Annotated in this window: 10 protein-coding genes; 3 read left to right on the top strand and 7 right to left on the bottom strand. The window is 73.6% G+C overall.

Going from position 1 to position 12632, the window contains the following annotated elements; genetic code table 11:
- Window positions 1–86: 86 nt before the first annotated feature.
- The 5 genes from amiA to ABFY03_RS02110 form a co-directional block, all read right to left on the bottom strand.
- Window positions 87–200 (bottom strand): streptamidine family RiPP, encoded by a 114-nt coding sequence (amiA, locus tag ABFY03_RS02090; protein ID WP_319013510.1) that lies wholly within the window; start codon window positions 198–200, stop codon window positions 87–89.
- A 73-nt stretch (window positions 201–273) separates the two neighbouring features.
- Window positions 274–1089: an ABC transporter ATP-binding protein gene (locus ABFY03_RS02095; RefSeq protein ID WP_386723740.1), complete on the bottom strand. Its 816-nt coding sequence runs from the start codon at window positions 1087–1089 to the stop codon at window positions 274–276.
- A 22-nt stretch (window positions 1090–1111) separates the two neighbouring features.
- Window positions 1112–2119, bottom strand: coding sequence for a FecCD family ABC transporter permease (locus tag ABFY03_RS02100; RefSeq protein ID WP_346168968.1), 1008 nt, complete (start codon window positions 2117–2119; stop codon window positions 1112–1114).
- Window positions 2116–3198 carry a FecCD family ABC transporter permease gene (locus ABFY03_RS02105; protein WP_346172186.1) on the bottom strand — a complete coding sequence of 361 codons (1083 nt, stop codon included), beginning with the start codon at window positions 3196–3198 and terminating at the stop codon, window positions 2116–2118. The genes ABFY03_RS02100 and ABFY03_RS02105 overlap by 4 nt, the downstream gene beginning before the upstream one ends.
- Before the next feature lie 125 nt (window positions 3199–3323).
- Window positions 3324–4301 carry an ABC transporter substrate-binding protein gene (locus tag ABFY03_RS02110; protein ID WP_319013507.1) on the bottom strand — a complete coding sequence of 326 codons (978 nt, stop codon included), beginning with the start codon at window positions 4299–4301 and terminating at the stop codon, window positions 3324–3326.
- Window positions 4302–4384: 83 nt separating this feature from the next.
- Between ABFY03_RS02110 and ABFY03_RS02115 the strand changes: the two genes are divergently transcribed.
- Window positions 4385–5578 (top strand): YncE family protein, encoded by a 1194-nt coding sequence (locus ABFY03_RS02115; RefSeq protein WP_346168969.1) that lies wholly within the window; start codon window positions 4385–4387, stop codon window positions 5576–5578.
- 84 nt (window positions 5579–5662) lie between these two features.
- Here ABFY03_RS02115 and ABFY03_RS02120 read toward each other — a convergent pair whose 3' ends face one another.
- The gene (locus ABFY03_RS02120) at window positions 5663–7138 is read right to left on the bottom strand and encodes an extracellular catalytic domain type 2 short-chain-length polyhydroxyalkanoate depolymerase (protein WP_346168970.1); all 1476 of its coding nucleotides are present in this window, start codon (window positions 7136–7138) and stop codon (window positions 5663–5665) included.
- Window positions 7139–7316: 178 nt separating this feature from the next.
- On the bottom strand, window positions 7317–8633 hold the full coding sequence (locus ABFY03_RS02125) for a cytochrome P450 (RefSeq protein WP_346172187.1): 1317 nt from the start codon (window positions 8631–8633) through the stop codon (window positions 7317–7319).
- Window positions 8634–9273: 640 nt separating this feature from the next.
- Between ABFY03_RS02125 and rhaI the strand changes: the two genes are divergently transcribed.
- Both rhaI and ABFY03_RS02135 read left to right on the top strand, forming a co-directional pair.
- The gene (gene rhaI, locus ABFY03_RS02130; RefSeq protein WP_319013503.1) at window positions 9274–10440 is read left to right on the top strand and encodes an L-rhamnose isomerase; all 1167 of its coding nucleotides are present in this window, start codon (window positions 9274–9276) and stop codon (window positions 10438–10440) included.
- 62 nt (window positions 10441–10502) lie between these two features.
- Complete coding sequence (locus ABFY03_RS02135; protein ID WP_346168971.1) at window positions 10503–12542, top strand: bifunctional aldolase/short-chain dehydrogenase; 2040 nt, start codon at window positions 10503–10505, stop codon at window positions 12540–12542.
- The last annotated feature ends 90 nt before the right edge of the window (window positions 12543–12632 follow it).

Consider the following 12632-nt stretch of genomic DNA (forward strand, 5'->3'; position numbering starts at 1 on the left):
CGGGAAGGGGTGCGTGGGCTGGAAAGGGCGTGGGCCCGCCCGAACGGCAACGGGCGGGCCCACGGTCGAGGGACGAGCTCCCTCGCTTACTCCTCGGTGTCCTCGAAGGGGTTCTCGACGAGGGCGTTGGAGTGGGAGGCCGAGTCGTGGGCGAGCTGACCCGGGTCGACGATCGGGGAGAAGATCTGCTCGTTGTTCATGTGACTCACCTTTTCTGTAAGGCAGTTGTGGCGTTCGGTCGAGCGCCGTGGACGACACTAATAGAAATGATTTTCATTTTCTAGATCTTTCCGGCTCGGGAAGAGGGTGATCTGGGTAACACACCGGCCAGCCGCCCTCGGGGTCGCTCCCGACCCGCCCCGCCACGTTCAGCACGTCCGCGAGCAGCCCCGGCGTGACGACCTCCTTGGGGCTTCCGTCGGCCACCACGCGCCCGTCGCGCAGCGCGACGATCCGCTCGGCGAACCGGGCGGCGTGAGCCAGGTCGTGCAGCACCATCACCACCGTGAGCCCGCGCTCCTCGCGCAGCCGGACCACGGTCCGCAGCACGTCGAGCTGGTGGTGCAGATCGAGATACGTGGTCGGCTCGTCGAGCAGCAGGACGCGGGTGTCCTGGGCGAGCGCCATCGCGAGCCGCACCCGCTGCCGTTCACCTCCGGACAGCGCGTCGACGTCCCGGTCGGCCCACCCCTCCACGCCGACGTCGCGCAGCGCGCGCCGTACGACGGGGTCGTCCCCCTCACGCAGCATGCCGAGCGGGCCGCGGGCCGCGTACCTCCCCTGCCGCACGAGGTGACGCACCGTCATACCGGGTACGGAGGGAGCGGATTGGTGCAGGAGAGCCGCCCGCGCGGCCGTGGCCCGCCGGGAGAGCCCGGCCAGGTCCTCGCCGCCGAGCCGTACGCGCCCCCGGTCCGGCTTCAGCAGGCCGGCCGCCAGTCGCAACAGCGTGGACTTGCCACAGCCGTTGAGGCCGATGAGCGCGGTCAGCTCGCCCGGCCGCACGGTCAGGTCGACGCCCCGCAGCACGGGGCGTCCGGGATAGCCGAAGTGGACGCCTTCGACGTGGATCCCCATGGACTGGGTCATGTTGTTCTGTCCTCCGTCGGCTTCAGTACGTACGGTCCGGCGCGCGCCGCACGACGACGAGCAGCAGCGCGGCGCCGAGGCAGGCGGTGACCGCTCCGACCGGCAGGGTCAGCCGCCCGGCGTCGAGCGTGTCGGCGAGCAGCCGCGAGGACAGCTGCGCCGCGGCGTCCGCCCCGCACACCACGACCGCACCCAGCACCGCCGCGCCGGGCAGGGCGGAGCGCAGGTCCGCGCCGAAGACCGCCACCGCGAGGTGCGGGACGAGGAGGCCCACGAAGCCGAGCGCCCCGACGGCGGCCACCGCGCCCGCCGTCAGCGCCACGGCGCAGAGCAGGGCCAGCGCGCGGGCCCGGTGGACGGAGAGCCCGGCCGCCCGAGCGGTGTCGTCGCCGCAGCGCAGCAGGGTCAGCGGCCCCGTGAGCAGCCAGGCGGCCGCTCCCCACAGCAGCGCCCAGGGCCACAGCAGGTGCCAGTGCTCCCACACCCGGCCTTCCGTGGTGCCCACCAACCACTGCACGACGCTGCCGAGTTCCCCCGGCTCGACGAGCAGCACCATGGCGGTGAACCCGCCGAGCACCGCCGACACCAGGACCCCGTGCACGGCGGTCCGGGCGGGGTCTCCCCCCGTGCTGCCGGCGAGCAGCCACAGCAGGAGCGCTCCGGCGCATCCGCCGGCGCAGGCGGCGACGACCACGGCCAGGGGCGACTCCCAGCCGGCGAGGCCCAGGGCGGTCGCGGTGACCGCGCCGAGGACGGCCCCCGGCGTCACACCGGTTACCTCGGGGCCGGCGAGGGGGTTGCGCAGCGCGGACTGGAGGACCAGGCCGGCGACGGCGAGGCCGGCTCCGGCCCCGAGGGCCACCAGCATCCTGGGGATCCGCAGCTGGAAGAGGATGTGCCGCTCGGTCGCGTCCCCGCCGCCGGTCAGCACGTCCCAGGCGGTGGCCGGGGACAGACCGCGTCCGGCGACCAGTTCCGCCCCGGCGCAGACGACGGCCAGGGCCACGAGCACCGCGAAGCGCCGCCTCATCGCGCGCCCTCCGCTCCGGTGATGTCCAAGGACGAAGGTGAGCGCGCGCCGCCTGGTGCCCGGTCTGTCGTCTCGGCGGTTTCCGGCGTACGCGGTCCGGCCGACGGTACGCGTACGGCGCCACCGCCCCCGGTCGTACGGCTTCGGCGCCGGGTCCGCATCAGCGCGACGCCGGCCGGCACGCCCAGCAGGGCCGTCCAGGCGCCGGCCGGGGTCTCGACCGGGGCCAGGGCCAGCCGGGCGGGGACGTCGGCGACGGCCACGACCACGGCTCCCCACGCGGCCGACCACACGAGCCACCGCACCGCGCCGGCGCCGGGGCTGAACCAGCGGGCCACGTGGGGGGCGAGGAAGCCCACCCAGGCGACGGGCCCGCACACCGCCGTGACGGGTGCGATCAGCACGACGGCGATGGCGAGGGCCGCCAGCCGGGCGCGCTGGGCACGCACGCCCAGCGCCTCGGCGTCGGCGTCCCCCAGCCGCATGACGGAGAGGACGGGCGCGCACAGCACGAGGGCGGGTGCCGCGACGAGCAGCCACGGCCACACTCCCGCGACGTCGTCCCACGTCCTGGCGGAGAGGGAGCCGAGCAGATAGCGGTAGATGAGCTGGAGGTCGAGCTGGTCGGCCATCACCATCAGGACGAGCAGCGCCGCCTGGAGCGCGGCGGCGACGGCGGCGCCGTTCAGGAGCACGGCGGACGGGCTGCGTCCCAGCCCGGCGGCGAGCAGGGTGAGCCCGCCGCCGAGCACGGCCCCGCCGAGGGCGAGCAGGGGCTGGGCCGCGGCGGGCAGGGACAGGGCGAGGACCAGCGGCGCCGCGACGCCCAGGGCCGCGCCGGAGGAGACGCCCAGCATCTCGGGGACGGCGAGGGGGTTGCGGAGCGCCTCCTGGAGCACCAGCCCCGCCGCTCCCAGACAGGCCCCGGCCGTGATCGCCAACACCAGGCGGGGGGCGCGGAGTTCGGTGACGACGATGCCGGCGAGCGTGGCCTCGCCGTCCAGGACCGCACCGAGCAGGTGGTGCGGCGGGACGACGGGGGTGCCGAGACAGAGCGCGCACAGCGACGCGGCGCTCAGCACCGCGATCACGAGGACCGGCTGCCAGGCCCGCCCGCGCCCGCGGAGCCGGCCGGCCGCACCGGCCTGCTCCGGGGGCGTGACCAGGGCCGGGGAAGGACCCGTTCCCGCGGAGGGGGTGGCGCTCACCGCAGGGCGGCCGCGGCCTCGTCGAGGACGATGCCCATCGAGCGGGTGCCACGCCCCTTGGCCCACACCTCGGAGTCCACCTCGTGGACGGCGCCGTCGCGGACCGCCGGGATCTTGCCCCAGAGGGGGTTCTTCGCCAGCTTCTCGGACAGCTTGCCGTCGGAGCCGCCGAAGCTCATGGTCTCGACGAACAGGACGTCGACGTCCTGGGCGAGGATCTCCTCCAGGCTGTAACTCCCCTCGACGCCACGGGACTTCCACGGGTAGTCGGCGAAGCGGGGGAACAGGCTGGCGGTCACGTCGCCGTCCGGGGTGGCGACGCCGAAGTTCTCGTCACTGCCGTAGATGATCAGCGCGGTCTTGTCGCTCGGCGCCTTCTCGGCCGCCGCGAGCTTGAGCCGGAACGCCTTCTCGGCCTTCTCCCCCGCCGCGGTCCGGCCGGTGAGGGCGGCCGTGTCGCGCAGATAGCCGACGCTGTCCTCCCACGTCTCGGGCTGCATCGCCCAGAACGTGGTGGCGCCCTTCAGCGCGGGGGCGAGCTTGCCGTGGGTGTCCCCCAGGCCGATGACGAGGTCCGGCTTGTGGGAGAGGATCGCCTCCACCTCCGGGGCGATGAACCCGCCCGGGACGACGGGGACCTTCTTCGCCCCGGCCGCGCCGAGGAAGCGGGGGTGGCCGAGCAGGGCGCTGTTGGTGGCGGCCGGGACGATGCCGAGCTCGGTCAGGATGTCGTCGCAGAGCGCGAAGAGGCAGACGATCCGCTCCGGCTTCTCCTCCAGGGCGACGCGGACGCCGTTGACGTCGGTCAACTCGGTGGTCGCCTTGATGGGTTCGACGGTGACCTCGGCCTTCGCGGCCGGGCGGGCCTTGTCCTGCGCGGGCGCTTCGGCGGACGTGCCGCAGCCGACCAGGACGGAGCCCAGCACGACTGCGGTGAGCCAGCCGCGTACGGCTCTCGACGGTGCGCTCAGCATGGGTGCCTTCCATTCTTCTCGGGAACCTGGAACGCACAGAACATACATGATAATCATTTTCACCTGACCGTCTGGAGGATCCCTTGCCCGACACCGCGCTCCTCGTCTCCGACCACGTGGCCGGATCCGTCTCCGTGCTGGCCGTCCCCGACGGCACCGTCACGGCCCGTCTCACGGGACGCAACCTCTCCGAGCACGCCGGGTTCCTGGCCCTTCCGGGCGGGCGGGTGGCCTGTGTCGACGACCGGCGGGGCGAACTCCTCGTACTGGATCCGTTCGGCGACGAACTGGTCGAACGCGCCCTCGCGGTCGCCGTGCCGGCCGAGCACCTGGCCTGCGACCCCACCGGTCGCCGTCTGGCCGTGACCACCGGCCTGGGGAAGAACACCGTCCCGTGGTCGGACCTCGTGACGGTCGTCGACCTGGCCACCGGCGAGAGTTCCCGCGCCCGCACCCGCGCCGACGAGCCGGGCGTGACGGTCCTGGGCGGCGGCGACCCGCTCGTCGTCCTGCGGCACAGGACGCCGGGCGCGCTGGCGGCCCACCGGTTCGCGGACCTCCTCGCGGCCCCGCCCGGATGTCCTCCCGCCCCGCCGCACGCACTGCTGCCGCTGCCCGACGACGGGCACGGCGACGCCCACGAGCCGTGCACCGGACGGGTGTTCGCGGCCACGGCCGCCGGCGTGCACACGGCCCGGCGGGACGGCGACACGCTCCGGGCCGGCCCGGTGATCCCGTGGGAGTCCCCCGCCCGGGGCTGGTACCTCCGTCTCGACACCCGCCGGCCGGCCCTGTGGACCACGTTGCGCGGCGGCTCGCCCGATCCGCTGCGCTGGCAGGAGTGGACGAACCAGGCGTGGCGCCACGACCTGACGACGGGCCGCACGTCCCTCATCGACCTCGGCCCCGGCCTCGTCTTCCGGCTGGCCCTCGCCCGTGGCCACACCGCCTTCACCCGGATCCACCCCGACGGCGACGAACTCGTGCTCCTGGACGCCGACCACGCCGTCCGACGCGTCCCCCTGCCCGCCATGGACGGCGCCCCGAAGGCGGGCGGCACCCCCTGGGAAGGCGTCGAGCGCCGCGCGGTCGCCGCCTCACCGGGCTCCGACCTCGTCGCCGTCACCCGCGGCGGCCACGGCGAGGTCCACCTCGTCGACGCGCGGACGGGACAGGAGGCGACCCGAGTACGACTGAGCACGCCCCTGCACCACGGCGGCCACCTGATGCTGATCGGCCGGACCGACGGCGCGGACGGCGACCCCGTCGGCCGCTGACGGTCCGGCGGGCGCCGCGCGCGGCGGTGACGCCTTGCCGGGGGAGCCCACGGGCAAGGCGTCGTTCCGGGAGGGGGCAGGGGGTCAGCACTTCACCCAGTAGCCCGGGGAGGTCTCCTTGATGGTGCTGGATATTCCGACGCTCCAGAGGCCGAGGCTCTGGCCGGAGCCGTTGGCGTAGGCGTATCCGCCGGACTGGTGGGCGCGGCCGGCCTGGGTGTGGGCGTAGTTGGAGGCGGTCACGCACACCACCGCGGTGCCCGTGGTGGTGGCGTTCACCGCGCCGGACCGGGTGCCGACCGCGCCGGACGGGTCCACGGCGGCGACCGTGTAGCGGTAGGTCGTACCGGCGGTCAGACCGGAGTCCGTGAAGGCGGTGGCGGTGACCGGGGCGCCGTTCACCTTCGTCCCGTCGCGGTAGACGTGGTACGAGGCCGCGCCCGGGACCGCGCTCCAGGTCAGGGAGGCGGTGGTGTTCGTGGTGGCGGTGACGGTCAGGCCGGAGGGAGCCGGGAGCGGGCTCGGGGGGCTGGTGGTGCCCGCGGCGCCGAGGGCCTTGGCCATGTTCATCACGGCCGTCATCTGCGGGCCGCTCTTCTGGGCGTAGTCCGCTGACTTGTATCCCCACCAGTCCCAGCAGCCGCGGGGGTTGCCGGACATGGTCGTCGCCTGCGGGTACAGCACGATCATGTCGTTGGTGTCGGCGTACTCGTTGAGGTACGCCTTGTCCATGAGCGCGTTGCCGACCAGGCCGAAGTACTGGTAGCAGCCGTGGAGGGTGACCATCAGCTTGCAGGAGGCGCCGCTCTGGCAGGACTGCGGGACGTACGCGAAGCCCTCGTCGCCCATGCTGATCGCGCCGGGGCTGCCGCCGGGCGTGTACGCGCTCTGGTCGAACCGGACCAGTTTTCCGGTCAGGGCGGTGGAACTGGCGGGCTTCACGCTGCCGAACAGGTGGGTCAGCATGTCCTTCACCGGGTCGCCGCCGCAGTTGTTGACGTACGGCGAGCTGGTGGAGGTGCAGGCGTTGGGGCCGAGGGGGCTGACCCAGGCGTGGCCCGAGGCGGACGTGTTGTCGTACACGACGTCCGCGCCGAAGTCCCGGTAGTAGGTGGCGAGATCGTCGTTGACGGGGGCCTTGACGGTGCTGTCGTTGGTGCCGTGGAACAGCCAGACCTTGTCGCCGGAGAGGTTGGCGACCGGGTCCAGCTTGCCGGCGGCCGCCCGGTCCCGGGTCAACTGCTCCAGCTGAGCGGGGGATTTGCGGGCCTGGAAGGTGTCCATACACGCGTACAGGGCCGTGTTGAGGTTGTTCTGGGCGCAGTCGTAGGGCCCCGCCGAGAAGATGCCGGCGCCCGTGAAGACGTCGGAGTAGGCGACGTGCATCTGGTTGGCCATGAACCCGCCGGAGGAGAGCCCGCTCACGTACGTCGAACTGATGGTGTACTGCTGCAGCGAGCCGGTGGTCGGCGCGGGGACGGCCGCCGTCGCGCCGCCGGCCGTCGACGCGGCGAGGCCGACGGCCGCCAGGGCGGCGAGGAGGATCTTCCTGATCTTCATGTGCATCTCCAGGTGGGGGTGTGAGATGCGGACATCCTGATGAAGGGCGGGGATCCGCGCCCACATGTCGTCCCACCACATCCGGAGACCGAGGTGTGGCGCGCCTTGCCATAGAAGCGGAAGGTTCAGGCCCGCATGCTGGGGTGATCGGCGCAGCGGCCGGTGACGTCGCCGTCCCTCACGTCTCGACCCTCACCTGCAGGGGCGCCCTGAACGACAGCAGGCCGAGCATCGGGGGCTCCGCCGGAGCGTCCGCCGGCCGGGCGCCGGGCAGGCGGCGCGCCGCCGCGCGCAGGGCCACCGCGGCCTCCGTACGGGCCAGGGTGGCGCCGGGGCAGAGGTGGCGGCCGGCGCCGAAGGCGAGGTGCCCGCGGGCGTTCTCGCGTCCCGGGCACATGCGTGCCGGGTCGGGGAAGAGCTCCGGGTCGGAGCCGCTGCCCATGAGCATCAGCAGCACGGGGGCGCCCGCCGGCAGGTCCACTCCTGCGAGGCGGGTGGGTTCGGCGGTCACCCTGCGCCAGGTGGTCACGGGCGGCTCGCGGCGCAGGACCTCCTCCACCCAGGCCTCGGCCAGGCCGGGCTCCTCTGCCGCGCGCGGCCAGACGCCGGGTTCGGTGAGGGCGCTGCGGAGCACGGTCGCGAGGAGCTGGCCGGTGGTGGACTGGCCGGCGATGAACACGAAGAAGCAGGCGGCCACGGCCGTGTCGACGTCCAGGGGCGCGCCGTCGGGCAGCCGGTGGGCGGCGAGCGCCTCGACGAAGGAGCCGGGCGGTGCGGTGGTGTCGCGGACGGTGGCGGCGAGCCACTGGTGGAACTCCGCGACGAGCTCCGCCAGTTCCCGCTGCCGTTCGAGCGTGGGGCGGCCCCAGAACAGCTCCAGCGAGGCGTCGCTCCAGGCGATGAGGGTGGCGGGGTCGACGCCGTGGATGCCGAGGAGTTCCATCAGGACGCGACAGGGCAGGATCTGCGCGAAGGAGGCGAAGAGGTCGAGGCCGGCGGGGCCCGCACCGCGCGCCGTCAGCTCGTCGAGCAGTTCGCCGGCGATGCGCTCGATCGCCGGTACGGCGGCGGTGACGCTCCGCGCGTCGAAGAAACGCGCCACGGCCCGGCGCAGTCCCGCGTGGCTCGCGGTCCCGTTGTTGGCGAGCGCCGGCGGGAGCCTGAAGCCGGCCCGGACGAGGATCCGCATGACGGCGACGGGCAGGGGGGTGACCGCGCTCTGGGCGTTGTCCGGGAGGTACCGGTCCGTGTCGAGGAGGACGTGCCGGATGTCCTGAGGGCGGCTAACCAGCCACAGCCCGGTGGCGGGGTCGTGGTGCACGGGCGCCTCGGACCGCAGCCGGTCCAGCCACGGGTGGGGGTCGCGTACGAAGGAGTCCCCGAACAGGTCGAGCAGACCCAGCGGGTCGCCGGCCTCCGCCCCCGCGAGCCCGGTCACGGGGCCGTGAGCGGACGGTGCCGCGCCGTCTTCGCGGCCGTCCGCCGCCCTGAACATCACGGCCGGAAGCTAACACGCCCGGAGCGGGCTCTCGGGCCGGGTGTGCGCGGCATCACGTACGGCGGTGGGCCGGCGGCTGACCAGCGACGACTTCCCGACCGCACGCCCCGGGAAATCCGACCCGGACGTGGCCTCCGCGGCAGGGGTTCTAGGCAGCCGGACGGTCTCCGGCAGCTCGCGGGCCATGGCCAGGGCGGGTTCCTCCGTCCGTACGGCGGCGCGGCGGAAGGTCTCCTGGGCGGCTCGGGCGGGCCGGTCGGCCGGGAGGTGGCGGGCGGGGAGGCGGGGCCCGCGCGGATGGTCCGGAGCCGTGCGCCGACGAAGCGCAAGCGGGCGGCGGGGGGCGGGAGGCGGGCGGGGCGTCCCCGGTGCCGGCGTGGGCGGCGCCCCCGCGACGCGGCGCTCGGAGCCGAACCGCCCCACCCACCCGCGGGACGCCGATGAAATGTTTCATTACTGGTGCCCCGAGAGCGCCGCCACCACCCCCGGCCGACCACCACGCCCGACGAGGGAGCGTGGCGTCCAGGACCGGCCCGGCCTCGCCCGACACCTTGACGACCCTCCTGACGAAGGCTTAGCTTCGCTCCCGTAATGAATCGATTCATTAACTCCTCCCCCGTTCCCCCCGAGGTGACCCATGCCTGACATCGCCGCCGTGAAAGCCGCGCTCGCCGGCCAGCGGATCGAGACACCCTCCTGGGGCTACGGAAACTCCGGCACCCGGTTCAAGGTGTTCACGCGGGCGGGCGTGCCCAGGGATCCGTACGAGAAGCTGGACGACGCCGCCCGGGTGCACGAGTTCACCGGGGTGGCGCCGAAGGTGTCGCTGCACATCCCGTGGGACAAGGTCGACGACTACGCGGTGCTGAGCACGTACGCGAAGGACCGCGGTCTGGAGCTGGGCGCGATCAACTCCAACACCTTCCAGGACGACGCCTACCGGCTCGGCAGCGTCTGCCACCCGGACCCGAAGGTGCGCCGCAAGGCCGTCGACCACCTGCTGGAGTGCGTCGACATCATGGACGCCACGGGTTCGGCCGATCTGAAGCTGTGGTTCGCCGACGGCACCAACTACCCCGGCCAGGACGACGTGGTGGCCCGGCAGGACCGGCTGGGGGAGGCGCTGGCCGAGGTGTACGGGCGGCTCGGCGACGACCAGCGCCTGCTGCTCGAGTACAAGCTCTTCGAGCCGTCCTTCTACACCACCGACGTGCCGGACTGGGGGACCTCGTACGCCCACTGCCTGAAGCTCGGCCCGAAGGCACAGGTCGTCGTGGACACCGGGCACCATGCGCCCGGCACCAACATCGAGTTCATCGTGGCCTTCCTGCTGCGGGAGGGGAAGCTCGGCGGCTTCGACTTCAACTCGCGCTTCTACGCCGACGACGATCTGATGGTCGGCGCCGCCGATCCCTTCCAGCTCTTCCGGATCATGCACGAGGTCGCCAAGAACGGCGGTCTGGACCGGGCCGCGAACGTCGCCTTCATGCTCGACCAGTGCCACAACGTCGAGGCCAAGATCCCCGCCGTCATCCGCTCCGTGATGAACGTGCAGGAGGCCACCGCCAAGGCCCTCCTCGTCGACCTCGACGCACTCGCCGCCGCGCAGGCCGCCGGAGACGTCCTCGCCGCCCACGCTGTCCTGATGGACGCCTACGACACCGACGTACGGCCCCTGCTGCGCGAGGTCCGCGAGGAGCGGGGGCTGCACCCCGACCCGGTCGCCGCGTACGCCGCCTCCGGGTGGCAGGAGCGGATCGCCGCCGAACGCGTCGGCGGCGAGCAGGCCGGCTGGGGCGCCTGACCGGCCGAGCGCTTCCGCGCGTCCCACCCCTTCCGCCCGGACAACCACGAGGAACCGTCACCATGACCACCCACCCCGCCGTCGACGCGCTGCTCGGGCGCTCGCACCGACTCGGATCCGACCCCCGCACCACCAACTACGCCGGCGGCAACACCTCCGCCAAGGGCTCCACCACCGACCCGGTCACCGGCGGCACCGTGGACCTGCTGTGGGTCAAGGGCTCGGGCGGTGACCTCGGCACCCTCACCGAGGACGGCCTCGCCGTGTTGCTGCTCGACCGCCTGCGCGCCCTCAAGGCCGTCTACCCGGGCGTGGAGCGCGAGGACGAGATGGTCGCCGCCTTCGACCACTGCCTGTACGGCAAGGGCGGCGCCGCCCCGTCGATCGACACCGCCATGCACGGACTGGTCGACGCGGCCCACGTCGACCACCTGCACCCCGACTCCGGCATCGCCCTGGCCTGCGCCGCCGACGGCGAGAAGCTGACCGCCGAGTGCTTCGGCGACACCGTCGTCTGGGTGCCCTGGCGCCGGCCCGGCTTCCAGCTGGGCCTCGACATCGCCGCCGTCAAGGAGGCGCACCCGCAGGCCGTCGGCTGCGTCCTGGGCGGACACGGCATCACCGCCTGGGGCGACACCTCGGAGGAGTGCGAGCGCAACGCGCTGCACATCATCCGCACCGCCGAGACCTTCCTCGCCGAGCGGGGCCGCCCCGAGCCCTTCGGCCGGGTCGTCGAGGGGTACGCCCCGCTGCCCGAGGAGGAGCGCCGGGAGCGGGCCGCCGCCCTGGCCCCGCACATCCGGGCGATCGCGTCCCGGGACCGGCCGCAGGTGGGCCACTTCACCGACACGGACGCGGTGCTCGACTTCGTCTCCCGCGCGGAGCACCCGCGGCTCGCCGCCCTGGGCACCTCCTGCCCGGACCACTTCCTCCGCACCAAGGTCCGCCCGCTCGTCCTGGACCTGCCGGCCGACGCGCCGCTCGACGCGGCCATGGCCCGGCTGCGGGAGCTGCACGCCGCCTACCGGGAGGAGTACGCGGCGTACTACCGGCGGCACGCCACCGACGGTTCCCCCGCGATGCGCGGTGCGGACCCGGCGATCGTGCTCGTCCCCGGCGTCGGCATGTTCTCCTTCGGCAAGGACAAGCAGACGGCCCGCGTGGCGGGCGAGTTCTACGTCAACGCGATCAACGTGATGCGCGGCGCCGAGGCGGTGTCGGCGTACGCGCCCATCGAGGAGTCGGAGAAGTTCCGCATCGAGTACTGGGAGCTGGAGGAGGCCAAACTGCGACGCATGCCGAAGCCGAAGCCCCTCGCCACGCGCGTCGCCCTCGTGACGGGCGCGGCCTCCGGCATCGGCAAGGCCATCGCCCACCGGCTGGTCGCCGAGGGCGCCTGCGTCGTCGTCGCCGACCTGAACGGCGAGAACGCCGAGGCCGTCGCCGAGGAGCTGGGCGGCCCGGACAAGGCCGTCGCGGTGACGGTGGACGTGACGGACGAGCAGCAGATCGCCGCCGCCTTCCGGGAGGCCGTCCTCGCCTTCGGCGGCGTCGACCTCGTCGTCAACAACGCCGGCATCTCCCTCTCCAGGCCGCTCCTGGAGACCACCGCCCGGGACTGGGACCTCCAGCACGCCATCATGGGCCGCGGCTCCTTCCTCGTCTCCCGCGAGGCCGCCCGGATCATGATCGACCAGAAGCTCGGCGGCGACATCGTCTACATCGCCTCCAAGAACGCGGTCTTCGCCGGGCCGAACAACATCGCCTACTCCGCCACCAAGGCCGACCAGGCCCACCAGGTCCGCCTCCTCGCCGCCGAGCTCGGCGAGCACGGCATCCGCGTCAACGGCGTCAACCCGGACGGGGTCGTCCGCGGCTCGGGCATCTTCGCCGCCGGCTGGGGCGCCCAGCGGGCCGCCACGTACGGCATCGAGGAGGAGAAGCTCGGCGAGTTCTACGCCCAGCGGACGCTGCTGAAGCGGGAGGTGCTGCCCGAGCACGTCGCCAACGCGGTCTTCGCCCTCACCGGCGGCGACCTCACCCACACCACCGGTCTGCACGTTCCCGTGGACGCGGGCGTCGCGGCGGCCTTCCTGCGCTGACGCCCGATCCGGGCCACCCGGGACGGACCGACCGACGGGTCCGCCCCGGGTGCACGGCGGACCGGTGGCGAGCTCGTGCGGGCATGGGCC

The sequence above is a fragment of the Streptomyces roseofulvus genome (assembly GCF_039534915.1).
Classification (GTDB): Bacteria; Actinomycetota; Actinomycetes; order Streptomycetales; family Streptomycetaceae; genus Streptomyces; species Streptomyces roseofulvus.

What these genes read in the sequence shown, in the direction of transcription:
- amiA (WP_319013510.1), bottom strand. Translation starts at nt 200, where the DNA reads ATGAACAACGAGCAGATCTTCTCCCCGATCGTCGACCCGGGTCAGCTC.
- ABFY03_RS02095 (WP_386723740.1), bottom strand. Translation starts at nt 1,089, where the DNA reads ATGACCCAGTCCATGGGGATCCACGTCGAAGGCGTCCACTTCGGCTAT.
- ABFY03_RS02100 (WP_346168968.1), bottom strand. Translation starts at nt 2,119, where the DNA reads ATGAGGCGGCGCTTCGCGGTGCTCGTGGCCCTGGCCGTCGTCTGCGCC.
- ABFY03_RS02110 (WP_319013507.1), bottom strand. Translation starts at nt 4,301, where the DNA reads ATGCTGAGCGCACCGTCGAGAGCCGTACGCGGCTGGCTCACCGCAGTC.
- ABFY03_RS02120 (WP_346168970.1), bottom strand. Translation starts at nt 7,138, where the DNA reads ATGAAGATCAGGAAGATCCTCCTCGCCGCCCTGGCGGCCGTCGGCCTC.
- ABFY03_RS02125 (WP_346172187.1), bottom strand. Translation starts at nt 8,633, where the DNA reads ATGTTCAGGGCGGCGGACGGCCGCGAAGACGGCGCGGCACCGTCCGCT.
- rhaI (WP_319013503.1), top strand. Translation starts at nt 9,274, where the DNA reads ATGCCTGACATCGCCGCCGTGAAAGCCGCGCTCGCCGGCCAGCGGATC.
- ABFY03_RS02135 (WP_346168971.1), top strand. Translation starts at nt 10,503, where the DNA reads ATGACCACCCACCCCGCCGTCGACGCGCTGCTCGGGCGCTCGCACCGA.